Raw genomic sequence first — 24,909 nt, forward strand, 5'->3', positions numbered from 1 at the left:
TTACGGAGCTGAAGTTATAGTTGTAGAGCTGAGGGTAGTTTTACGGAGCTGAAGTTATAGTTGTAGAGCTGAGGGTAGTTTTACGGAGTTGAAGCTATAATTGTAGAGCTGAGAGTAATTTTACTAGGTAGGGATTATATTTGCATAGTTGCACAAATTTTACAAAGTTCAAATTTATTTTGTAAAATTACAAATATAAATTATATATATAAATATGAGGTACGCTATTGAATATTCCAAAGTACGAGAAAACAGATTTGTTGAATATCCCAGAGGGGAAAACATTTGATCGTAAAAGTGCCACTTATTATTTGAATAAGCTTGCTAATATTTTGATAGCATTCGCAAATGCCGATGGCGGAACGATTGCATTGGGAATTAAAGACAAAAAATATGAGGGTATAAACTTACTTTCAAATCAAAAAAAGAATGATATTATTCAAATCGGTTCCCAGAGAATAGTACCAACAATAAAAATAGAAAAAAATATTAAAAAGATAATTAATATTCAAGGAATTCCAGATGAAATTTGGTTGTTAACAGTTAAACCAACTGATGACAAATTATATATGAATAAAAGAGATGAAGTATATCTTAGATTGGGTGATGAGACCCATCGTGCTTCATTTGAGGAACGTAAAAATTTGGAGTTTGATAAGGGAATTAGGGCATTTGAGAGTCAAATTATTGACGAGGCTATTTTAGATGATTTGGATGAAGAAATGGTTGAAAAATATAAACAATTATATAATTTTGAAGGTTCTAATCTTTGGGATTTGCTTTTTCCTAAAGGATTAGCGAAAAGAATTAGAGATAAGGATGATAACATTCATTATCGATTAACTGTAGCGGGTATACTACTACTTTCAAAATATCCAACCGCTTTTATTCCTGGTGCGCGAATCAGGTTTATTAGATATGAGGGACGAGAAGCAAAAACGGGTTCTGATATGAATATTATTAAGCAAATTAGAATTGAAGGTCCATTGGACAGGATATTAAAACAGACAAGTGACACTTTAAATGCTCAATTAAGAACTTTTTCTAGTTTGAACATTGAATCAGGTAAGTTTATCGATGTTCCCGAATATCCTAAAGGAGCTTGGCTTGAAGGAATTGTTAATGCTGTAGTACATCGAGGATATAATTATACTGGAGATGATATTAGGATTCTTATGTTTGATGATAGGCTAGAAATTCATAGTCCAGGTAGTCTGCCGGCGGTTGTTACACCAGAGAATATTCGGCGAACGCATTACTCTCGAAATCCTTACATTGCACGTGCATTAACTGATTTTGGCTGGGTACGTGAATTCGGTGAAGGAGTGGATAGAATTTATAAAGATATGAATAAATTCTTTTTAGATGATCCTATTTATGAGGTCGATACTAATAGCGTTAATCTGATTTTAAAGAATAATATTATTATGCGTTCTTTTAGAAAAAATGACGATTTAGAATCAAGAATTGGAGAAGATTGGCAGAGTTTAAACTTTATTGAACGTGCAGCGGTAGGACTTGCATATGAACATAGTAGTGTTCGGACACGAGAACTATATGAAGTGGTTGATAACTATAGTATGAGTTCAGTTAGAAATGCTTTGAACAAACTTACAAAAATGGGAATACTTGAGAGGGTCGCATCAGCTCCCACATCTCCTAATCAGTATTATAGGTTGATAAAATAGTATTAGGATGTCCTCCATCTTAAAGAAAATTGATGCAGGTACAGCGATGAGATATGTGTTGGTTCATCCAATTATTGGTAAGTGAAATATTCGGGAAATACTGGAAGATACCAGGAGATAGAAATATTTCATCCAACAATGCTCAAACCGAATAACTCACAATAAAAAATAAGTATTTCACATAACCATTCATCAAGATTAAGATGGGACCATACACTAAATTTAAAATGATTTAATGTTCGATAATTATTTTTGGGGGTATCATTTTGATGCAATGGAATGAAGATCAGTTAAAAATGTTTGAAGAATCAAAGACGCTAACAATTAAACCATTCAATCCAGATTTGAAAATTTTTGAAGAAGTTTCACCTATTTGGGAAGTAGTTGTGGATGGTAAGGTTTATTCACGTGGATGGAATGGTCAAAAAACCAAGTGGTATCATGCTGCAGTGACTCAACAATCTGGGGAGATAGAAATAGAGAGCCATGATTTTGATGTGGAATTTAAATCGGTAACAGATGAAACACTGATCAAAAAAATTACTGCCGCCTATAAGAATAAATACACTGGTGAGTCTTCATTAGAAAGAATGATCTCGGACGAACCAGCACATGGGGCTATTCAAGTTTTGCCTAGATAGCAGTTTTAACAAATATTAAGACCTTAGTAATAATTGAAAAGAAGGAGCAAATCTAACAATGTGGATTTGTTCCTTTTTACTAAAATGTTCCTTAAAAGGGGTATGATATAAAACATAAACATACCATCAGGGAGAAAATAAATGAGTTTATTTTTTGGTATCATGATTATGCTTTTGGCGGTGGTTCCCGCTCAAATGCTGTTTCAAAGGTTTCCAAAGGTTCCACTAGCTTTTTATCAAATTGGGATCGGACTTTTACTGTCATTTTTCCCACTATATTCAAATTTTGAATTTCCACCAGAGGTGTTCTTGTTGGTGGTGATCTCAACTTTGATGTTTAGTGATAGTCGCAAGATCGATCTAGGAGAATTCTCGTATTCTTTAAGGCCAACTTTGTCGTTAGCGATAAATCTGGTCATCATGTCGATCTTAGTCGTGGGAGCATTAGCACATTTTATAACGCCTGAACTGACTTGGTTTGGCGGCTTCATGCTGGCAGCTATCTTGTCGCCGACTGATGCTGTCGCCTACAAGTCAATCACCGCTGCGGTCGAATTACCGTCTGGGGTTGATGGTGCACTGGAGAATGAGTCACTACTAAATGATGCTTCTGGCTTAGTTGCCTTTAACCTAGCGGCATCGACTCTAGCTACGGGTCATTTCTCAGCTATTCAAGGAATTGGTAACTTTTTGTACGTCTTCATTGGCGGATTAGTTATAGGATTCTTGTTAGGATGGATTTTCATGGCCAGCCGTCGCTGGATGATCACTCATGAAATGAACATCAACGCAGTAATCGTGCCGTATATTTTGGCAATTCCATATATTATTTACTTTATCGCCGAAGAGTTAGGGATGTCAGGTATTTTGGCAGTTGTTGCCGCGGGATTGTTACGGACTTGGGAACAAAAAAATTGGCAGTTAAGTACTGCCAGAATCCAAGATGCTACTTTTTCAATTGAGAATATTATTAGTGAGGTTTTGAATGGATTGGTTTTTGTCATTTTAGGAATCAATCTGCCTAAGATTATCGCACAGTCGTTTGATGTACGTGTTCACTTTGGTTCGTTGCTCCTGATTGCAGTTAGTCTGTATTTAGCTTTGGGCTTATTACGCTTTGTTTGGTTCTACTTCCGATTGGTGAAGATCAATGAATCAGCTAGTGATAATCATTTGGTGAATAGTCTATTGGCAAGTGTCAATGGGGTGCACGGAACTGTAACTTTGATGATGGCGCTTTCTATTCCCACAACGTTGAAGAGTATTCCTACTAGTTTGCGGGCGGCGATAATTTTGATCACGGTTATTGTCATTGCCTTGAGTATGTTGGTACCGATATTCGTTACGCCATTATTGTTGCCGGCAACAAAGGAAAAGGCAGCTGTAAAGTCAGAAAAGACTTGGAATGAAATGGTCGATCATATGTTGATCAGTGTTCGGGATAGTGATTTTGATAAGAATATCAAAAATTACATCGTGCCGATAATTGTTACCCAAAGAAGATTGCAGGGGATGAGTCAGAAAAAGTTGAATTCACTCTACCAGCAGACTATGGAGCTGGAGAAACGAATGACTGACCAATTAGTTGAACAAGGCCAAGTTTCTAAACAAGTGGCGACATTTCACTTGGATGTTGTGGTTAGGGATGTCTTGAATCAGCCGCTTAGACCATGGACAGCTATTATTTACTGGGCCAGAGTGCTGATCAGTAGTAGTAGGCGGGTCGAATCGACTGATGAGCAACGTCAGACAGAACGCAAGATCATTGAAGATCACGTCTATCAACCCATTATGGATTTTTTGAATCAGCAGGATTCGCAGCATAAGCAGATGGAAGTGAATACTTTAGAGAGAATCTATTCAACTAGACATGACGAGACTATCTCTGAAGAAATGACAAACGTTGAAAGATATTATGTTTTGAAGCTATTTGCCCAAGAGATGGATTACATAAGAAATATTTACCTCGATGGACAGATAACACTGAATCAAAGCAGAACTTTTATGTACGATATTAGTTTGCAACAGACGATTTATATTAAGAGGCATTTTTCTGCTTGAGTTCAATCTATACAAACATATTTATCATGAAAAGAAATTATTAAACAAAATCAAAAATATTCACATACTGAATAATTTATTTTGAAGACTATGCACAATTGTGTATGGCCTTTTTTTATACATTTCAAAAATATCACGCAATTGCTTGTGCTACTTGACTTGAGACACAAGTGAAATTTTAATTTTTTAAAATACCTCATTGCACTTTGCACATAGGTGTCTTACAATAAAGTTGTAATTGGAAACGTTTTCATAATATATTTTATTGATTCTTTAAGCATAAAAGGGAGGTAATTTCATGTCAGATCGCAATACAGCAAACGTTTTATGGTTCAACGAATTACATCGGGATGATGTTAACTTGGTTGGGGGCAAATCTTCATCATTGGGAGAAATGACTTCATCAATGGACTTACCAGTACCATACGGTTTCGCTACTACTGCTAGTGCATATAGATACTTCATGCAGGAGACGGGACTGAATGACAAGGTAAATGAACTGTTGAATAGTATGAAAGACTATGAAGATTCAGATGAATTACACGCTACTTGCAAGAAGATTCGTGATTTAATTGTGGGCGCAAAGATGCCTGACGATTTAGCAGCTGAAATCAAAAAAGCATACGCTGACCTTTCAGATAAGGTTGGCCAAAAAGATCCATTCGTTGCTATTCGTTCATCTGCTACAGCTGAAGACTTACCAGATGCTTCATTCGCTGGTCAGCAAGAATCATATCTTAACATCAAAGGTGCCGATGATGTAGTAAATCGTGTTCAAGAATGTTACTCCTCACTCTTCACAGATCGTGCTACATACTATCGTCACAAGCAACAATTCCCATATGAGAAAGTAGCATTATCAGCAGCTGTTCAAATGATGGTCTTCTCAAAGGCATCAGGTATTATGTTCTCTGTTAATGTTTCTAACGGTGATGATTCCAAGATCGTCATCGATGCCATTCGTGGATTAGGTGAATACATTGTTCTAGGTAAAGTAACACCTAACCACTTCGTAATTGACAAAGCCTCACAAAAGATCGTTGAAAGAAATATTGTTAAACAAACAATTCAATTGTCACGTGTAGCTGATGGAGGAACTAAAGAAGAAGCAGTTCCCGAAGAATTACAAGACAAACAAGTTCTAACTGACGAACAAGTTATCGAATTAGCCGGATATGCCAAGAAGATCGAAGAGCACTACGGTTGCTACATGGATATGGAATACGCTCTGGATGTAAACACAAATCGTCTATGGATCGTGCAAGCTCGTCCAGAAACATTCTGGTCACAGAAGAATAAGAATAAGGATCAAGATACTGATAGTGGAGATGATAATGTGGTTGCAGAATCAGATGCTAAAGTTATTGTTCGTGGATTGCCAGCAAGTCCAGGTATGGCTAGCGGTGTCGTTCACGTAATCGATGATCCTAAGGATATTGACCAATTCAAGAAGGGTGAGATCCTGGTTACTTTGATGACATCACCTGATTGGGTTCCAGCTATGAAGAAGGCTGCCGCAATTATCACTAATAATGGTGGTATGACTTGCCACGCCGCAATCGTATCTCGTGAAATGCAGATCCCATGTATCGTTGGTACTAAGAGTAGACAAGTTGCTGCTACAGACGTATTGAAAGATGGCGATGTAGTAACAGTTGATGCTAAGAACGGTGTTGTATATCAAGGTAAAGTTGCTTCACTTCTGAAGAAACCAAGTTCAGACAATCAAGCAGCTGGACAAGTAGTTGCCGCTGAAACATTTGCTCCAACAGCAACAGGTGTCATGATGAACTTAGGTGACCCAGACTTGGCTGACAAGTATTCAACACTTCCAGCTGACGGAATCGGACTCATGCGTGAAGAGTTCATCTGGACATCATTCATTCACGAACATCCACTATACTTGATCGAGCAAGGACGTTCAGACAAGGTTGTTAATATGCTTGCTGACGGTGTTTCTAAGGTTGCTCGTGCAATGTCACCAAGACCAGTTGTATTACGTCTTTCAGACTTCAAGTCAAGCGAGTATCGTAACCTCAAAGGTGGAGACAAGTTCGAACCACACGAACCATCAGATCTATTAGGCTGGCGTGGTGCTTCACGTTATTACGATCCTAAGTATATCGAGGCCTTCAAACTAGAATTGGCAGCTGTTAAGAAAGTTCGTAACGAATTTGGTCTAACAAACTTGAATGTTATGATTCCATTCGTTCGTACAGTTGACGAGGCTCAAAAGATCACTGAGATCATGAGAGAACAAGGATTAGTCAGAAACGAAAACTTCAAGGTTTACATGATGGCTGAAATTCCTTCAAACATCATCTTGGCTGATAAGTTCAATCAATTCATCGATGGTTACTCAATCGGATCAAATGACTTGTCAATGTTGATTCTTGGTTGTGATCGTAACAATGATACAGTCGCACCATTGTTTGACGAGCGTAACCTAGCAGTTAAACGTGCAATTCGTCACTTGATCAAGGCAGCACACAAAGATGGCAAGACAGTTTCAATTTGTGGACAAGCTCCTTCAGAGTATCCAGAATTCACTAACTTCTTGATTCAAAGTGGCATCGATTATGTATCTGTTAACCCAGATATGGTCAAAGAAACAAAACGTAACGTTGCTCACTTCGAACAAAGAATTATGTTGGACAAGGCAACAGGACGTGGCCTACAAGATCCAACAGATTATGAATGGTAATAAAATTGTAAGATCGCACAAAATGTGCGGTCTTATTTTTTTGCACAAGACGACTTAGCATACTAATCAACCTGACTGTGAGATACTAGTAGTGATAGGGTTTATTCAAAAGGAGCTAAAATAAATATTATGGCACTAAAATCTCACAAGATAGTTAAATTATTAAAGCAAAATGGATTTGTAGAAAAATCCCAAAATGGTTCACACTTAAAAATGTACAATCCGACCACCAATGTAACACTGCCGGTACCGATCCATAATGATAAGGAATTGGAACATGGTATTGAGAGTAAGATCTTGAAGCAGGCTGGGATCAAGCAGTCTTAGGCTTTTTTGTTGATGCCGCCAGACTAATAGTTAAATAATTTCAAATTCAATAATACTTAACGACAGTTATCGTTAGGTATTATTTTTTGTTAATCATAAGAAATAATTTTATTCATAATAATCTATATTTTTTTTATATTGCTGCGGTAATTTACCTTTGTTATAATTTTGCTATCAATTGATTGCAAAAGAGCTATTAAGTAGTTAAAATAACATAAGGATTAATAGTATGGTAATAACCCAAAAAGCTAATATTGTATTATTTTTGTTCAAAGTTAAGAATTCTATTTCTATTAAACATATTGAATGGATTCCAAGAATATATGATGGACTTTTAGAGCTTGGAATGAATTTGGATAATGCTTGCGATATTTTAAATGATCTTACGCCAATCAATTATTATCGTGGGCCCAGTCCTGATTTCAACGGTGATGGAACTGATATTTGGGAATTCATCTATTTTTTGGATGATGATATTAAATGTACAATTTACATTAAACTGAAATTTCAAAATGATAGTTGTAAAGTTCTATCATTTCATAGGACGCGTAAACCTTTTGTGCTTCCATATAATAAGTCGTACGAACATAGGAGGGATGTTGATGAGTAATCATATTGAAAAAAGAAAACAAGTTTTTAAAGTACGAAATATTGATATCACAGTAGTTGCAGATGCACTTGTAGATGATCAAAGTAACGAAATCGTCTTTGATTATAATTTGGATAATCAGGCAATCAATATGGCGTTTAATGAATATAGGAGGAATCATCACATTGTAACTCCAGAAGAGATTGTTGAATTTAGAAATAAATATAAGCTATCACAACGTGCACTGGCAAAGTTACTGGGCATTGGTTCAGCAACTGTTGCTAGATATGAAAAAGGCTCTTTACCAACTGAAAGTATAAGTAATTTGTTGCAGCAATTTATCAATGATGAAAGTTCGTTCACATCTTTTTTTGAAATAAATAAGGCTAATTTATCTGATGATGAACAAGAAAAAGTGAAAAATGTCTTGTTAGGGATGAAAAATGAATTAAAAGAGGATTTGATTTTAAAAGCGTATTTATTGAGCAATGAAAATAATCATCCTAATATTAACGATGGCTTTACAAAGTTTGATTTTAATAAGTTCAAGAATATGGTTATTTACTTTACAAATACAACTAAAGGACTATCAAAGACAAGACTTAATAAGCTATTGTTCTATAGTGATTTTACATTTTTTCAACAGAGTACTACATCGATAAGTGGAGCAACATATATTCATGATCATTATGGCCCGGTTCCTAATGATTTTGAATTACTCTATTCAGTTTTAAAGGATGATGGAATTATAGATTTTGTTCCTTTCAACAATGGTCATGGTGAAGAATTGCGTACTAACAAAAGTATCAACAGTTCTATCTTCAACAATGATGAGTTATATGTATTAAAAAAAATATCTAAGAAATTTGACGGATTTAATGCGAATAAGATTACTGAGTATTCTCATAAAGAAAGTGCGTATAAGGAAACCAAGTCTAAAAAGTTTATTTCATATGAATATGCTTTTGATTTAAATTAAACCCTCAGGTAAGACTATTGATTCATTCAATAGTCTTATTTTTTTATGCAAAATGATAATATTTCATATAATCGATAATATATTGCCTCTTTTAATCTATCAATAATTAGACTAATATAGGTTTTATTGTGTTAACAGTTTTATAAAATAACTAATAAAAGAAGGGTTGTTAATGACTTGGTCGACCTGGCTGGTAGCTCCATTCATAACTAGTGTTTTCTTTGTCCTAGGTGTATTTACACTCTATAGTGTTACTTTCAATTGGATAACTTCTGGGACTCATTCGTGGAATATTAATATCGAAGACGATACTTTGAACTCCTGGTACGGAGTCTTGTACATGCTGGTGTTTGTCTTCAGCATTCAATCTTCAGTTGTTGGCACGAGCGTCTCGTGGGAATTCATGAATTTTCAACTGATTGCGGTCACGTTCTGTGCGTACTTTTTGAATATTCACGTTCCGTTGTATTCATTTGTACCGATCGTACTGGTTTATATGGTGTTCAACCACTCAATTGGGTATTGGCAATCTTGGGGTCATGCAATTACTTTAATGTTTTTCTTTTGGATTTTGAATTTTATTCGAGTTAGATATCGCGATAAGCACAATGAGTTTGTGCGCTATATGCTGGTAGGCATCAGCTTCGGTGGCATACTGTGGTTCTGGATGCGACTGAAATTTCATATCACATGGTTGACGTTTGCTCAGGAATGGATCTACTTGATCATCTTTGAAATCCTGCTATATATGTACATTTCGATGCTTTCACAAGATAGTGCTATCAAAGTTAGACTCGCTAGGTTAGCTAGTCACGATACGCTTACTAATACTGAGAACTTCTCGGCCTACACGGACGATGTTCGCCAGATGTTTGATCAGAGTCATGAAGATGGCAAGCCGCTGACGATGATGATGTTTGATATTGATCACTTTAAGCATGTTAATGATACGTATGGACATTTAGCTGGTGATCGAGTTTTGCAGCACGTTTCGATGGTTACACAGACAGTATTGGACGAGAATGATACGACTATCAGTTTTTATCGGACTGGTGGTGAGGAGTTCAATATCCTCTTCCCAGGTTATAGTTTGAGGGAGACTGAAACAGTAGTCAGACAAATTTTTTCAGCTATTAATCATATGAAAGTCAATTATGATACTGATGAGATCAGCATATCGATCTCAGTCGGAGTTTCCGAAATAACTGACGATGATAAATCACCAATGGATTTTTATAACCGTGTCGATAAGAATTTGTATTATTCAAAGCGTCATGGACGGATGCAAATTACAGTGGATTAAATTAAATAAGAGATCATCAATTTTGATGGTCTCTTATTTTGATTCTATTTGAGTGAAATATACTGCTGTTGTATGTATAATAGCACTATGAAAGGGGACATTATTATGGATATGAAATCACATGAGAAGAAGCGTGTTCAAGCCAATTTAGATAAAGATTTGGTAGATCAAGCAGAACAAGTGTTTAATGATGTTGGACTAAATACCACTTCTGCACTGACAGCTTTTTACAAAAAAGTCGTTGCCACAGATGGTATTCCATTCAAACTTACAAGGTTATCCCCGTCAGAACAGTTAGAACGTGAAATTCAGAAAAAAATTGACGCTGGTCAGTATAAAAAAATTGATTCTGAGGAAAAACTTGCAAAATTCTTAAAAAATAATTGATTATCGAAGGCATATCTCATGTACTTCGATTTTTTTGTTTTACTATGGATGAATCAATTTTGATGGTCTCTTATTTTTGTCATAAAAATTATAATAGTCTAAACTGGGTTTGTGATATTGTCAAAATAGATAGAATATTTCAGGAGGAATGCAGTATGGCAAACAAGAAACTTGAAATTCCAGCTTTAGGATTAGGAACTAACAAAGTTGGTGGACACAATTTATTCGAGAATTTAAAAGATGAGGATGGCTATGCAGTCGTTCGCAAGGCATTGGATTCTGGTATTGAATTACTTGATACAGCTTACATGTACGGTAAGGGCCGTTCTGAAGAGATAATTGGGGATGTCTTGCAAGACTATGATCGTTCTAAGGTCATTATTGCCACAAAGGCAGCGCAAGATCCTCAAAATGATTTCAAACCCAATAATGATCCTGAATTTTTGAAGAAAGCAGTCGATGATGCCTTGAAACGTTTGAAGACTGATTACATCGATATTTTCTATATTCATTTTCCAGATGACACGACACCAAAGTATGAATCGGTTGCCGCATTGAATGAGTTGAAGCAAGCTGGCAAGATCAGAGCCATCGGTGTATCGAATTTTTCACTCGACCAGATCAAGGAAGCTAACCGTGATGGATTAGTTGATATCGTTGAGGATAATTACAGCTTGGTTCACCGTGATGCTGAGAAGACACTATTGCCGTATTTGAATGAACAGAATATCGCCTTCGTGCCATATTTCCCATTAGCTTCTGGCTTGTTGACGGGCAAGTATTCAGCCGCTGATGGAGCTAAGTTCAAGCAGTTCAGCAGTGATGAATTCAAGCACATCATCGATGCTTTGGCAGAAGTCAAAGTGATTGCTGAGAAGCACGAGGCTACAATTGCACAAGTCATCTTAGCTTGGTACATCGCTGATCCTGATATTAGTTCAGTTATTCCCGGTGCCAGAGTTGAAAAACAAGTGATTGCTAACGCTGGTTCAATGAAGGTTCAGTTGAGTAAGGACGAGTATCAACAAATTGATAAATTGTTTGATTAGACAAGCAATTATATATACTAAAAAACTACTTCTGAATTTAGAAGTAGTTTTTTAGTATGATTTCAAATTTATTGCATTCTCAAATAAGTTAAGTTATAGTGTACTAGTAAACTAATACACTATGGAGGAGAAGCAAATTGAAATTTGACGACAAAGTTCCGATCTATTTTCAAATCAAGAATTATCTTTATCATCAAATAGTCACTGGTATTCTACAACCAGGTGAGAAGATGCCCTCAGTCCGCCAATTAGCAATCGATGTGACGGCAAATGTGAATACGGTCCAGCGGGCACTAACAGAGATGCTTTCAGAAGAAATAATCGTATCTCAACGTGGCAAGGGAAACTTCGTCACGACTGATGTTGATAGTATTCAACAACTCCGCAACCAGTTAGTCGAGGAGCAATTATCCTTGATGTACAAGGAATTGCATGCGTTGAACTTAACTGATGAAGAAATATTATCCGAAATGAAGAGTTATATGGAAAGTAGAGATGAAGCACATGAGTGAGATATTAAAAATTGAAAATTTGAACTATAGTCATAGTTTGAAGAACATTTTGCACGATGTTAATTTAACTGTCGATAGCGGCAAAATCATCGGACTATTGGGTGAGAATGGTGCTGGTAAGACTACTTTGATGCGTTTGATCACCGGTAGTGCGCACGGTAAGGGAACGATCACTGTGTCAGGCACAAGTAAGACTGCTGAAAGAAAGGGTCACGTCAGTTTCACAGAACATCTTGGTGGCTTGAGTGGCAGTATGAAAGTCGGCAAGATCTTTGAATTTTATAAGTCGGTCTATCCTGATTTTAATATTGCTCGCTCCAATGCCTTGATCGACTTCTTACAGATCGACCAGAATCTTAAGTTGTCAGCTTTGTCCAAAGGGATGAAGGAAAAACTCATCATCGCCTTAACACTTTCTCGTCAAGCGGATTTGTATTTGCTGGATGAACCTTTTGGCGGCATTGACAGTATGAGCCGTAAGAAGATCATCAATAGTATTTTGAAGTGGAAGCCTGAGGAATCAACGATGATCATCAGTGACCACTATGTGACTGAAATTGCATCAATTCTTGATGAAATCATTGTTATCAAGGACAACACTATCAACTGCCACAAGCAGGCTGACGAGATTCGCGAGGATTCTGACATGGGTATCGAAGAGTTCTATGAGAGTCTATATGAAGGAGGCAACCAAGATGACTAGTTTTGGAAATTTATTTAAAACATTTCTCAAAGAAAGATTTCGTGATATGAACTTTTTCTTGATGATCAATATAATTGCGATATTCGTTAGTATTGCCGTTCAGGCATTTAGCGGTAATCTCGATAAGAGTTCGTCATTAGCTATAACAATTGGATGGTCGACGCTGGCATTTTTGATCGCCTTCGTTCGCTTGAGCGTGATTCAAGAACGGACTTACACTCGTGACAGTTATCGTCTGATTCCAATCAGTGATACGAAGTTCTACACGGCTAATTTATTGGCAACTTTTGTTTCATATCTTTATGTATTCGTTGCCCAAGCTGTCTTCTATCTGGTATCTGCCATTCCTAATTGGTCTTCATACACACAAGTTTTGAACGATATGGCAATGATCAATGGACGTGCATCATTCGATGCTCCTAATTTTATCACTGGTGTTCTAGCACTGAATGGCCTTATGTTGGCAATCATGATCCTAAGCTGGACAACGATCACTTTGATCCATCTAGCATCACGTTCCGCAAGTAACTTCTTACCATCGACCGGTCGTAAGGTAATGAACGTTGTCATTTACGTAGTAGTTATCTGGCTAGTTCTCAAAGTTGTCAATTTTGCGGTGGATCAGATGAACAATTCTGTGAATATGTTATTTAATGCTAATTACTCCGCCAGCTTTGCCTTGAATATTCTAATGTTCCTAGTTATTGCCGTAGTGGAAGCAGCGGTAAGTATCTATCTGATGAATAATTGGGTCGAGACTATCACTGAATAAACAAAATAGTTATAACTTTTCTATATTAAACGTATAATGAGATTAATATGGAAGGAATGATGCAGATGGCAAATATTTATGATTTTTCAGAAGTAGAGATGAGCGGTGAGAAGATCGACTTTAATGATTATCAAGGTAAGGTCGTTTTGATCGTCAACACTGCTAGTAAGTGTGGCTTAGCTCCACAACTTGAGAGTATCGAAACATTGTATAAGAAATATCATGATCAAGGATTCGAAGTACTAGGTCTGCCTTCTAATCAGTTCCATCAAGAACTCGGTTCTGATGAAGAAACTAGTGAGTACTGTCAGATGCACTACGGTGTGACATTCCCAATGACTAAGCAAGTTAAGGTCAACGGGGATGATGAGGATCCACTGTTCACTTATCTGAAGGAAACAGCCGGTCATGGTCGGATCAAGTGGAACTTCACCAAGTTTTTGATCGGTCGCGATGGTCAATTGATCGACCGTTATGCTCCAACAACTAAGCCTGAAAAGGTTGAACCTGATATTGTTTCAGCTTTGGCGAATAAGTAGAAGTATTTCGTCTCCAAACAAAAATAAACCAAGCCTATGTGGGAACGATTGGAGCCAAAAAGCGGTCTCCAATCTCGATTTTGAACTTCGCAAAGTACGCGAATTTCAAAATACGTCCAGTGGTATAAGAACGGGAAGATCCTCCGTTCTTACACCACTATCACTTCGGGCTTGGTTTATTTTTGTTTTCCGACTGTAGCCGCAAATTTTGAATTCCTTTTACGACGTTCTTTAATATATTCAACAATGAAACTATTAGTCGTCGAGTTTTTCTTTTCCGATCAGAGGGCCTCCGAATTCTTCAGACTGCCTTAAATTATGAGATTGAATAAAGTTATCATCGTAAAAAGGATTCTTTCTTTTGGGGTAAAACATGATGACACCGTTACGATCTTGAAATACATCATATTCATTTGCCATAGGTTTGATATTATTTCGCATTTAATCTACAGCCGAATTTTTTAGTCACAAAAAAAAGGAAGCATTACGACAAAATAGTCGTGATACTTCCTTTTTAAAATCATAAATAATAAAGAAGTAATACCCAATCTAGCAGATGGCGGGCAACAATGGAATCCGCCGTGAGAGTTTACTTAGCGATTTATCGCTTAGTAAAATGGACGACTTGGAAGACTACAGGCTTCCAAGCGAGTCTTAATACGAAGACTTAAGACGGTCCCAAGGCAGATGGAATTGTTGCCCGCCATCTGCGGAATAGAAAAGAATATCAATTAGCTTTCAGCCCTATGAATAGCCTCAAGAATATTATCCCCAGAGAAATCATGCTCCATATAAGCCTTGTTACCAGTAGGCAAGTGTTGTTCCAAGCTGTCGAATTGTTGGAAACTAACCGTACCAGTTACTGAATCAAAATCAAGAATGTGACCGCCAAAATCATGTTCATCTGACATGAAATGACTGTGAAAACCACCAACAGCAGCGCCGTCGAAGATCTGTGGTGAATAGTAACTCAAGAGAGTCCCTTCAACAGAATCCCTCGTAAAGATACTTTGCTTCTCAGCAGTTTCAGCCAATGACTTGTAAGGTTGGGCAGATTTTTGTACAGCACGAGTCTTCATATTCTTAAAAGTACCAGTGATCTTAACTGAATAGAAAGTATTGTCACTAGCAGCAGCTTCAGAGATTTGCTTTTGCAGTTCGTCTCGCTTGATATCTTCAACTTCTAGCATTTCTGCATAGTCAGCGAAGTGACTGTTGGCGAAGGGAAGAGTGAATTCACTGTCAACTAGGTTCACATTTCCTTTACTGTCAACTTGATAAGGTGTGCCATCAAGGATGATCAGCTCACCATCAAGACCTTCACCAGTACCGATTCCAGTGTCACCGTGGCTCAACAATTCTTTCATTGTTAGAGTGCCATCGAGAAGTCCGGGAACTAGCAGGGCTAAGGTTCCGTGTTGATATAGTACGTTTGAATTTGACATAAATTGAAAATATCCTTTCTAGATTAGTATTCTTCGAGCAATGCGGAAACAAACTTGGAGTTGTCGCTGTAATCAACCGGAATGTCGATCACAACTGGACCAGGTGTAGCGAAGGCCTTCTTCAAGGCGTCTTTTAGTTCAGCGTTAGTAGTTGCGTGCATACCAGTAGCTCCGAAACTTTCGGCATATTTAGCGAAGTCGACTTTACCAATATTGACACCGGCGTTACGGCCATACTTAGCTTCTTCTTGGAACTTAACCATGTCGTAGTAACCATCGTTCCAGATCAATTGCACGATGTTTAAGTTGAGACGGACAGCTGTTTCCAGTTCTTGACCAGAGAAGAGGAAGCCACCATCACCAGCAACTGAGACTACTGGTTTTTCAGGACGTTCCAAAGCAGCGGCGATTGCCCAAGGTAAGGCGACACCGAGTGTTTGCATACCATTACTAAATAGTAAGTGACGTGGTTTGTAACTTCTGAAGTGACGTGCCATCCAAATGTACAGACTACCGACATCAACAGTAACGGTTGTGTCATCGTCAACTTGATCTTGAAGTTCTTTGATGATAGCTAGGGGATGAACGCCCTTTTCAGGGTTCTCGGCTGGAACTTCATCTTGAGATAGGAAGTCAACTTGCATTTGATGTAAGTGTTCCTTCATGTCGTCACTAAGTGAAATATTGTCAGGCAAGTTGTGGGCGATGTCACGCATCGTCTTAGCAATGTCGGCTTGAACGACTAAGTCAGGTTGGTATTCGTTAGAGATCTCAGGAGCAGTACTATCAAGGTTGATCACTTCACCTTGACGGTCAACGTTCCAAATTCTGGCTTCGTATTCAACGGGATCATAACCGACCGCAATAACGAGGTCACTTTCTTTAAGAATGGCATCACCGATTTGGTTTCTGAATAGACCTACACGGCCGTAGTAGTTCTTCTCTAGGTCACGTGAGATTACACCGGCACCTTGGAAAGTCTCAACAACGGGAATTGAGAATTTGTGAAGCAAGTGATGGATGGCTTCAGTTACTTCCTCGCTAGATGAACGCATACCAGCCAGAATAACTGGCAACTTAGCGTTCTTGATCTTGTCGATGATCTCGCTGACGATCTCGCTGTTGGCACTACCTTGTTCGATCGGTGATAATTTCTTGATCTCGGGCACAGTTACTTCATCGTCTAAGACGTCCTTAGGTAAGGAGATAAAAGTTGCTCCAGCTTTAGGATCCATGGCAGTTTGATAAGCATTGGCGAAAGTTTCAGATAAGTTGTTAGGGTCTTGGACTTCCACACTGTCCTTAGTAGCGGAAATCATTAATTCCTTACTAGGGATACTTTGGTGAGTCAATCTAGCGACATCATTACGGGGAACTTGTCCACCTAATGCAACGACTGGGTCACCTTCAGATGTAGCTGTGATCAGACCAGTGGCTAAGTTAGAGACACCAGGTCCAGATGTAGTAGCGACTACACCAGGTTTACCAGTTAAACGGCCGATACCAGCAGCAATGAAGGCAGCGTTTTGTTCGTGGTGAGTTATGATCAGCTTAGGAGCCTTAGGATCATCACTGTGTTCCATTAAGTCGAATAACTTATCTACCTTTGCTCCAGGAAGTCCAAATACATATTTGACTCCTTGGTTGATCATTGAATTAAATAGAGCTTCAGAACCGTTTTTCTTCGTTGACATTAAGATGTCCTCCTTGAGATTCGTTTAGTGTGATGTTATTGTTAATAACATAAATCGTTTGTGTTGATTTGTCAACACGTAACACTTGGAGATAATTTTATGAAGAATATTGGATACCTAGCGCAGGATATTTCGATCCTGCATAGACAGTATTATAAAGATACCAAAGAACAGTTTGACCAGCTAAAACTCAATCCCACCGCAGCTTGTATTCTGTTGTCGATCGGTGATTATCCCGAGATAAGCCAGAATCAAGTGGCGAGATTACTAGTAGTTGATAAAGGATTAGCCACCAGAGAAATCAATAAAATGCAAAAACTCGATTATTTGAGCAAAGTTGATGGCGCCGGTAAGACCAAGAACTTATTGCTGACAGAGACAGGACACAAAGTAGTCGATAAAATTCAACATATCAGGATCGACTGGTGGGAAGCTCGCTTTTCCGAAACTGGTATCAGTGCCGACAGCCCCTTGGTTAATGCGATCGAAACCGTGGTTGCTGGAATTACTGATTCTGGTGAAGAATGATCGATTTTTTTTGACGTAATTTATTATTGTGTGGTGAAAATGTGACTTTTTAAATGTGAGCTTAAATAATTTTTTTAAAGTATAATGATAGAGAATTAGAATATAACTATTTGAGAGGAGGATATCTAAATGACAGCGTATGTACGTTTTCCAGTTAAAAAGTCTATTTTTAATTGGGTGATTGAGAATGGCGATAAGAATGTTGAAGCAATCAATGATAAATTTGATCAATTTCAAAAATGGCTATCTGGTGAAGTTGAACCGACTGTGAAACAAATTCAGGATTTTAGTAAATTTACATCGGTGCCTTTTGGATATTTCTTTTTGAATGATCCTCCAAAGGAGGAAATTCCTGCACTCAAGTTCAGGACAGTCGGTAATAAAAATGCCAAAGCAAGTCGTGCGTTGATTGAAACGTTAAATGAGATGGAGTATAGGCAATCTTGGATGAAAGATTACTTGAGTGAGAACGGTCAGGATAATCCAATTGAAATAGTTGGCTCTTTTAGTGTAGATAGCAGAATCAATGATGTTATAGAATATGCAACCAAAAAGTTAGATATTACAAATATCAAAGAAAACAAAATTGAAGAATTTTATAAAAAATTAAGAAATTCGATTGAATCTCAGGGTATTCTTGTGATGCAAAACGGAGTTGTTGGAAATCAAAATAAGAGAAGTCTAAAAGTTTCAGAATTTAGAGCCTTTGTTTTAATAGATGATGTAGTACCGTTGATCTTCATTAACAGGGCGGACAGCAGAACAGCAAATATCTTTTCATTAGTTCACGAATTTGTACACGTAATTATCGCTAAGGATGAAATTTTGAATGTAGATGAATTTACTGAAATTAACAAGTCAGAAGAACAATGGATAAATGAAGTTACTGCGGGAATATTAGTGCCAAAACAAGTAATAAGAAGTTATGTTGAAAAATATTCGTCGACCAAAGGTAATGATTATGTTATAAAACGAATTGCTCAGAAAATGCATGTGAGTCCCATTGTTGTTGCTATCAGAATGAACAAAATGAAACTTTGCAGTGGAAATGATATTGACAATATTAAGCAGGAACAAACATCATTGATAAATAATAAAGTTAAAGTTAGTGGTGGTAATTACTACTCAACTCAGAAATCAAGAATCGATGGTAATTTTATGTATGCCGTCATGGATTCTAGAAATAGCGGCAGTATTTCTGCTTCAGAAGCATCCTCTTTAGTAGGTGTGAAAAAAGTAGAGACTTACAATGCTTTGATGAAATCATTCAGGGAGGATAATGGATTATGACAAAATATTTGATTGATTCTAATGCTTTAATTGAATCCAGTCATAACTATTATCGACCTCTATGTTTTTCAAAAGTTTGGGATGAAATTGCTAAGAATAGTAATGTGTATATGATCAAGCAAGTTTATGATGAATTGACTGGTAGCAATGATTTTGTCAGTGATTTTGTTAAAAATAATTTTGAAGATCGAATAGTTGAAGTTGATGAGAATACTGTGATGCGATATGCTGACATACAAAATTGGCTTGTTAAGTCAAAGTTTTGGACACAAGCTGGTTATAATCTTTGGTCAGATAACGAGAAAGCTGATCCTTGGCTAATCGCTATGGCAAAAGCTAATAATTATGTTGTTGTTTCTCATGAAAGAAAGAAACCAATGATGAGTATTGTCAGACCGAGTAGCAAAGAACCAAAGATAACAACCGTAGCTGAATATTTTGATGTTAAAGTGATTACCATTTATCAAATGCTGGAAGAATTGAATTTCAAAGAGGCCTGAGTAACTATCAGGTCTTTTTTAATCCAATCATTTGACTAACAAAAAAATATCTTCTAGCCTTAATATATAAAATAATTATTAAATATATATAAATTAGGAATGGAGGACTCAAATGACAACGAAAATAGGTGTGATATTGGGTAGTACGAGAACTAAATCACTAGGTGGGAAGATATTTAAGTATCTACAATCAGTCGTTAACAATACCGATAACGTGGAGTACACGTGGTTAGATTTGCGTGATTATGAGTTGCCATTGTATGACCACGAGGAGACACCACTTGAAGAACAGATTCATGACTTGAATACTGTTGAGGGTAAATGGTTAGATGCGTTACAAAATCAAGATGGCTATGTGATTTTGACTCCAGAATATGACCGTGCTATTCCGGGTGGATTGAAGAATGCCCTGGATCTAGTTGGTTCAGAAGTAGAACGCAAGCCGGTTCAAGTTATTGCATATTCACACTTCAGCGATGGAGGAATCGTGGCAGCCAATGCAATTGTTCCTATCTTGCAAATGTTGAAGATGATCGTCTTGCCTGATCCGGCATTGTTGTGGTTTGCGGATAATAATTTCAATGAAGATGGCTCACTTAATGAAGCGGATGAAAACACGGGACACTTTGTTGATAGACTGGATGATAAGTTCCGTGAAATTTGTTTTTATAGTGAAGTTTTGAAGAATAATAAGTTTGAGTAATTCCGCTTCCATTCAGAAGTAATTCCATCTGTAACTGGACCGGTATGAGCCAAAAGGCGGTCTCATACCTTGCTTAGCTGCTTTGCATAAACCACAAATCAGCTAAGTCATCCGTGCTGTAAATGTGGAAAAAACGTCCACATAAACACCACTGTCGTTACTGATTCCATTACTTCTGACTTCCAGCTAAATTTAGCAAAAAAAGCAGCAATCACAATAAGTGGATAAAAAACTATCCCCATATTGTCATGATTGCTGTTTTAATTTGTAAGATATAAAAAAGTCTAAATAGATATTCCAGAAATAGCAGTAATATAAATTTAGCTGACGGTGGACAACAATGGAATCCGCCGTAAAAGTTTACTTAGCGATTTATCGCTTAGTAAACTGGACGACTTTGAAGACTACAGGCTTCAAAGCGAGGTCGAAAACGTAGTTTGAGACCGGTCCACGGCAGATGGAATTGTTGACCACCGCCAGCGGAAGTGTTAAATCAAAATACCCTCAAAATGATCCATCTCATGCTGAATGATCTCAGCCACAAAACCATTGAACTTTTGAGTTTGCGCTACAAAATTCCTATCAAGATACTTAACCTCAATATTCTGATAACGAGTAGCCGAACGTTCGCCGTCTAATGATAAACAACCTTCTTGGGCAGTGTACTTACCCGACTTCTTAACGATGACTGGATTGACCATAGGAACAGGCATCATACCAAGCTGGAAGACTAAGATACGCTTATTCACACCAATCATATTAGCAGCCATACCGACACAGTGGTCCTTGTGGTGTTCGAGCGTGTCCATTAGGTCAGTGATAGTCGCAGTATCTTGTTGCGTTGCGGGCAGAGATTTTTGTGATAACAGTGTTGTATCACGATTGATCGGTTTAATCATAATTTCACCTCATAAATTAATATATAGCAATGATACAATAACACTAATGACATAACGAGGGGGACTACCATGAACTTACTATTCGCAATCGACGACAACGTGGTCGATCAATTATTGACGACACTGTATTCAATTGAAGAGAATACACCAGACGTACCATTGTCAGTCTATGTTATTCAAAAATCCAAACTCAAACAAACAGATAAGATCATTGAGTTCTGCAAAACGACACATGTTGTCTATTATCCCATTATAATAGGAAACGAATTGTTCAAAGATGCTCCAACTACTGATCGTTATCCAGCAACTATCTACTACAGATTGTTGGCACATAAGTATTTACCAGAGGATTTGGATCGAATTCTTTACCTAGATGTGGATATTCTAGTTATCAACAGTTTACTTCCATTATATAAGCTGGACTTTGACAATAATCTCTACGCCGCAGCTAGTCATTCAGCACTAGCCAATGACGTGACCGATTCGATCAACAAGTTACGCCTGGGCAATTATGAGGCTGAGAGTTATTACAACTCCGGTGTCTTGTTGATGAACTTGCCATTGATCCGGGAACAAGTCCACGCTAAGGACATCTTTGATTATATCGAAGAGAACAAGATGGCACTGTTATTACCGGATCAGGATATTTTGAATGGTCTGTATGGACATCAATTCAAGCAGATACCTGATGAAATCTATAATTACGACGCTAGAATGAGTACCTTGTACCAAGCATTAGGTGCTGGCGTCTGGAATCTCGATTGGGTAATTGAACATACCGTAGTGTTGCACTTCTGTGGTCGTGATAAACCCTGGAAGTCGGAATATCGAGGACGTTATTCAGGCTTGTACAAGCACTATGCACATAAAACTCGAAAAATATTGAAAAAATAAAATTACAATTCTATAACAAATATTATTCAGGTAATATATTGTGATAAGATTTAATTGATACTTATAATTTTTAATTTATGCAAAATATTTTTTAGGGTACAAATTAAATCATCAAACATGTATAATAATACTTGTCTGATAGTCAAATAAGCTAAAAATCAGTTATTTTATTTATAATATAGATTCGATAATGTTTTACTTATATCAAAATTGGCATTGTGTCAATCTTAATATGATGCTACTATCTTTAAATGAAATGGAAGATTTGTTAGTTATATCGGAGGATTTCAGTGGGGTCAGAACAAACGATAAGTATGATGCAAATTTTTGCCATACTTCGTAAACATATAAGAATGATTTTGGGGACAACATTCGTCGTTACACTAGCTGTGGCATTCGTCACTTTTTTTGTAATGGCACCAAAATATCAAGCTACAACACAGCTGCTAGTCAATCGGAAGTTGTCGTCTGACATGCAGGCAGCACAATTGCAACAGACACAAGCCGATGTGCAGATGATCAATACTTATAAGGATATTATTACTAGTCCAACGGTCTTGAAGACGGTTGATAAGCAAGTTAATAATTATCCCGGCTATCCTGGATCAATGGGTGCACTAAAGGATGAGATCTCAGTAAGCAGCCAACAGAATTCACAAGTCTTCTCAGTGACGGTTAAATCAACTGATCCTTATACAGCTTCAGAAGTAGCCAACCTGACAGCGAAGACATTTAAGAAAAAAGTCGGCAAGATTATGAGGATAGATAATGTTTCAATTGTTTCACCAGCCGCCATCAATAAGAATCCAGTCAGTCCTAGGAAGACGCTGAACTTACTAGCTGGTGTCATTGTCGGGTTATTGCTAGGTATTGGCTTCGCCTTCATTCGTGAAGTGACGGATACGACTGTTACTTCAGAGAAGTTCATTACCGATGATCTCGGTATCACTAACCTAGGGATCGTTAATGAGATCGATCAAGATGAGGTTAAGAAACGAATCCATCGTAAGCAAGAATTACATGGATCGAATAATCCTGAGTTTGCTCCACAGACTAGTCAAAGGAGGGTGTAGGTCATGGCTATTCATTTGTTTAATCGTAAGAAACATAAGATTGACAATACCAGTTTGAAGTACGGTATTGGTCTAGTAACTTACACCGATCCTAAAGGGATGATCTCAGAACAATTCAAGACGATCAGAACTAATATTCAATTCTCATCAGTCGATAAGAAGTTGAAGTCACTATTGTTCACATCATCTGATCCATCCGAAGGAAAGTCAACTATCAGTAATAACGTGGCTGTTACTTGGGCAGATCAAGGATCTAAGGTTATCTTAGTAGACTCAGACTTGCGTCGTCCAACAGTTCACAAGACCTTTGGCGTAAGCAATCGTAAGGGATTATCCAATTACTTGTTAGGTAATGCAACGTTGGATGAAATCATTCAACCAACCGTTGTCGATGGCCTATACGTTATTACTAGTGGTCCAGTTCCACCTAATCCGGCTGAATTGTTGGGAAGTATGCGGACGAAGGATCTCTTAGTCAGATTGGTTGATAAGTTTGATCTATTGGTCTTGGATGCTCCACCAGTCAATACAGTTACCGATGCCCAAGTCCTGGCAGCTCAAGTCGACGGTACCATTTTGGTCGTTCCGCAAGGAATCGCTGATAAGGCCGGTGTGATGCATGCTAAAGAAGCATTGGAAACTGTTAATGCCAATATTCTAGGAGCCATTATGAACCGAGTAACTGAACAGAAGTCTGGCGGTTACTACGGAGGAAGTTACTATGGTGGCAGTTATTACGGCGGCTACTATGGCGGTTATTATGGATCTGAAGGTAAGAAAAAGAAAAAATGAAACTAATTGATCTGCATTGTCATATTTTGCCAGGAGTAGATGATGGTGCTAAGGATCGTGAGATGGCTCTGAAGATGGCTCAAGCGGCTGTCGATCAAGGTATCAGTCATATATTGTTGACACCTCATCATATGGATAGTCATTATACTAATCACAAGATCGACGTAATAAAAGAGACCGGAGCCTTCCAGCAAGACTTGGTCGATAATAATATTCCGTTGAAAGTATTCCCAGGTCAAGAAGTACATCTGACCGGCGATTTGTTAAAGGCAATCTTTGATGATGATATCTTGTTCATGGATTCCGGCAATCGATACTTGTTATTGGAGTTTCCACATAGCGAAGTCCCAGAATATGCCGAGAATATGATCTTTGAGTTGACCTCACGTGGTATCACACCAGTATTGGCACATCCGGAGAGAAATCAGGGTTTCCAGAAGGATCCTGATAGATTGTATTCATTCGTTGAAATGGGATGTCTAACGCAGTTAACCAGTAGTAGCTACTTAGGAGTGTTTGGCAAGAACGTCCAGGCACTCACTGAAAAAATAATAAAGGCAAATTTGGGATTTGCCTTTGCATCTGATGCACATAACTTCAAAGGTCGCAGGTTTATGATGCGAGAAGCATTCGATAGGCTGCAAGAACAAGAAGGTATAGAAACAGCACAACGATTCAATCAAAATGCTAAGAACATCTTGAATGGGGATGACGTTGAAATTAGTGATATTAAGCTAGTTTCAGATGTTAAGAAGAAGAGATTCTTTGGATTGTTTTAATTTATTTGTGTAATCGAAATCACTTATTGTGTTTTAAAAATAATGCCAGTTATTTTGA

26 protein-coding genes are annotated in these 24,909 nt (G+C 37.6%); 22 read left to right on the forward strand and 4 right to left on the reverse strand.

Features of this window, described 5'->3' with window-relative positions; translation table 11 throughout:
- The first annotated feature begins 227 nt into the window (after positions 1-227).
- The 14 genes from U8519_RS07400 (at position 228) to U8519_RS07460 (ending at position 14,254) form a co-directional block, all read left to right on the forward strand.
- A complete protein-coding gene (locus U8519_RS07400; RefSeq protein WP_334329680.1) occupies positions 228-1,688 on the forward strand; it encodes an ATP-binding protein in 1,461 nt (486 codons plus the stop codon).
- 269 nt (positions 1,689-1,957) lie between these two features.
- Complete coding sequence (locus tag U8519_RS07405) at positions 1,958-2,329, forward strand: DUF2255 family protein (RefSeq protein WP_334329891.1); 372 nt, start codon at positions 1,958-1,960, stop codon at positions 2,327-2,329.
- Positions 2,330-2,470: 141 nt separating this feature from the next.
- The gene (locus U8519_RS07410) at positions 2,471-4,390 is read left to right on the forward strand and encodes a cation:proton antiporter (protein ID WP_334329681.1); all 1,920 of its coding nucleotides are present in this window, start codon (positions 2,471-2,473) and stop codon (positions 4,388-4,390) included.
- A 298-nt stretch (positions 4,391-4,688) separates the two neighbouring features.
- A complete protein-coding gene (gene ppsA / locus U8519_RS07415; RefSeq protein ID WP_334329682.1) occupies positions 4,689-7,094 on the forward strand; it encodes a phosphoenolpyruvate synthase in 2,406 nt (801 codons plus the stop codon).
- Positions 7,095-7,223: 129 nt separating this feature from the next.
- Positions 7,224-7,421 (forward strand): type II toxin-antitoxin system HicA family toxin, encoded by a 198-nt coding sequence (locus U8519_RS07420; protein WP_334329683.1) that lies wholly within the window; start codon positions 7,224-7,226, stop codon positions 7,419-7,421.
- Between the two features lie 229 nt (positions 7,422-7,650).
- Positions 7,651-8,031: a type II toxin-antitoxin system MqsR family toxin gene (locus U8519_RS11935; protein WP_442892135.1), complete on the forward strand. Its 381-nt coding sequence runs from the start codon at positions 7,651-7,653 to the stop codon at positions 8,029-8,031.
- Positions 8,024-8,989, forward strand: a complete 966-nt coding sequence (locus U8519_RS07425) for a type II TA system antitoxin MqsA family protein (RefSeq protein WP_334329684.1) — start codon at positions 8,024-8,026, stop codon at positions 8,987-8,989. The genes U8519_RS11935 and U8519_RS07425 overlap by 8 nt, the downstream gene beginning before the upstream one ends.
- 172 nt (positions 8,990-9,161) lie before the next feature.
- Complete coding sequence (locus U8519_RS07430; protein WP_334329685.1) at positions 9,162-10,292, forward strand: GGDEF domain-containing protein; 1,131 nt, start codon at positions 9,162-9,164, stop codon at positions 10,290-10,292.
- Between the two features lie 105 nt (positions 10,293-10,397).
- Positions 10,398-10,679, forward strand: coding sequence for a type II toxin-antitoxin system RelB/DinJ family antitoxin (locus tag U8519_RS07435; protein WP_334329686.1), 282 nt, complete (start codon positions 10,398-10,400; stop codon positions 10,677-10,679).
- A 155-nt stretch (positions 10,680-10,834) separates the two neighbouring features.
- The gene (locus U8519_RS07440; RefSeq protein WP_334329687.1) at positions 10,835-11,728 is read left to right on the forward strand and encodes an aldo/keto reductase; all 894 of its coding nucleotides are present in this window, start codon (positions 10,835-10,837) and stop codon (positions 11,726-11,728) included.
- 137 nt (positions 11,729-11,865) lie between these two features.
- Entirely contained in the window at positions 11,866-12,240 is a 375-nt protein-coding gene (locus U8519_RS07445; protein WP_334329688.1) for a GntR family transcriptional regulator, read from the forward strand.
- Positions 12,233-12,943, forward strand: coding sequence for an ABC transporter ATP-binding protein (locus U8519_RS07450; protein WP_334329689.1), 711 nt, complete (start codon positions 12,233-12,235; stop codon positions 12,941-12,943). Before U8519_RS07445 ends, U8519_RS07450 begins: the two co-directional genes overlap by 8 nt.
- Positions 12,936-13,715, forward strand: a complete 780-nt coding sequence (locus tag U8519_RS07455; protein ID WP_334329690.1) for a hypothetical protein — start codon at positions 12,936-12,938, stop codon at positions 13,713-13,715. Before U8519_RS07450 ends, U8519_RS07455 begins: the two co-directional genes overlap by 8 nt.
- A gap of 65 nt (positions 13,716-13,780) precedes the next feature.
- A complete protein-coding gene (locus tag U8519_RS07460) occupies positions 13,781-14,254 on the forward strand; it encodes a glutathione peroxidase (RefSeq protein ID WP_334329892.1) in 474 nt (157 codons plus the stop codon).
- A 255-nt stretch (positions 14,255-14,509) separates the two neighbouring features.
- On the opposite strand, the gene U8519_RS07465 is transcribed toward U8519_RS07460, so the two are convergent.
- From U8519_RS07465 to alsS, 3 genes are all read right to left on the reverse strand, one after another.
- On the reverse strand, positions 14,510-14,695 hold the full coding sequence (locus tag U8519_RS07465) for an antitoxin of toxin-antitoxin stability system (RefSeq protein ID WP_334329691.1): 186 nt from the start codon (positions 14,693-14,695) through the stop codon (positions 14,510-14,512).
- Positions 14,696-14,985: 290 nt separating this feature from the next.
- Positions 14,986-15,699, reverse strand: coding sequence for an acetolactate decarboxylase (gene budA / locus U8519_RS07470; RefSeq protein WP_334329692.1), 714 nt, complete (start codon positions 15,697-15,699; stop codon positions 14,986-14,988).
- A gap of 23 nt (positions 15,700-15,722) precedes the next feature.
- Positions 15,723-17,393 (reverse strand): acetolactate synthase AlsS, encoded by a 1,671-nt coding sequence (gene alsS, locus U8519_RS07475; protein ID WP_334329693.1) that lies wholly within the window; start codon positions 17,391-17,393, stop codon positions 15,723-15,725.
- Positions 17,394-17,492: 99 nt separating this feature from the next.
- Here alsS and U8519_RS07480 point away from each other — a divergent pair, with 99 nt between their 5' ends.
- The 4 genes from U8519_RS07480 to U8519_RS07495 all read left to right on the forward strand — a co-directional run bounded on the left by U8519_RS07480 (position 17,493) and on the right by U8519_RS07495 (position 20,414).
- On the forward strand, positions 17,493-17,921 hold the full coding sequence (locus U8519_RS07480; protein WP_334329694.1) for a MarR family winged helix-turn-helix transcriptional regulator: 429 nt from the start codon (positions 17,493-17,495) through the stop codon (positions 17,919-17,921).
- 129 nt (positions 17,922-18,050) lie between these two features.
- On the forward strand, positions 18,051-19,211 hold the full coding sequence (locus tag U8519_RS07485) for an ImmA/IrrE family metallo-endopeptidase (protein WP_334329695.1): 1,161 nt from the start codon (positions 18,051-18,053) through the stop codon (positions 19,209-19,211).
- The gene (locus tag U8519_RS07490) at positions 19,208-19,711 is read left to right on the forward strand and encodes a DUF4411 family protein (RefSeq protein WP_334329696.1); all 504 of its coding nucleotides are present in this window, start codon (positions 19,208-19,210) and stop codon (positions 19,709-19,711) included. Before U8519_RS07485 ends, U8519_RS07490 begins: the two co-directional genes overlap by 4 nt.
- 112 nt (positions 19,712-19,823) lie before the next feature.
- Positions 19,824-20,414, forward strand: a complete 591-nt coding sequence (locus tag U8519_RS07495; protein ID WP_334329697.1) for an NADPH-dependent FMN reductase — start codon at positions 19,824-19,826, stop codon at positions 20,412-20,414.
- Between the two features lie 488 nt (positions 20,415-20,902).
- Here U8519_RS07495 and U8519_RS07500 read toward each other — a convergent pair whose 3' ends face one another.
- A complete protein-coding gene (locus U8519_RS07500; RefSeq protein ID WP_334329698.1) occupies positions 20,903-21,313 on the reverse strand; it encodes a peptide deformylase in 411 nt (136 codons plus the stop codon).
- A gap of 69 nt (positions 21,314-21,382) precedes the next feature.
- Between U8519_RS07500 and U8519_RS07505 the strand changes: the two genes are divergently transcribed.
- The 4 genes from U8519_RS07505 to U8519_RS07520 all read left to right on the forward strand — a co-directional run bounded on the left by U8519_RS07505 (position 21,383) and on the right by U8519_RS07520 (position 24,851).
- A complete protein-coding gene (locus U8519_RS07505) occupies positions 21,383-22,207 on the forward strand; it encodes a glycosyltransferase family 8 protein (protein ID WP_334329699.1) in 825 nt (274 codons plus the stop codon).
- 290 nt (positions 22,208-22,497) lie between these two features.
- Entirely contained in the window at positions 22,498-23,280 is a 783-nt protein-coding gene (locus tag U8519_RS07510; RefSeq protein ID WP_334329700.1) for a YveK family protein, read from the forward strand.
- 3 nt (positions 23,281-23,283) lie between these two features.
- Complete coding sequence (locus U8519_RS07515) at positions 23,284-24,072, forward strand: CpsD/CapB family tyrosine-protein kinase (RefSeq protein ID WP_334329701.1); 789 nt, start codon at positions 23,284-23,286, stop codon at positions 24,070-24,072.
- Complete coding sequence (locus tag U8519_RS07520; RefSeq protein WP_334329702.1) at positions 24,069-24,851, forward strand: tyrosine-protein phosphatase; 783 nt, start codon at positions 24,069-24,071, stop codon at positions 24,849-24,851. Before U8519_RS07515 ends, U8519_RS07520 begins: the two co-directional genes overlap by 4 nt.
- Positions 24,852-24,909 lie beyond the last annotated feature (58 nt).

Source organism: Companilactobacillus sp. HBUAS59699 (genome assembly GCF_036913575.1).
Lineage (GTDB): Bacteria > Bacillota > Bacilli > Lactobacillales > Lactobacillaceae > Companilactobacillus.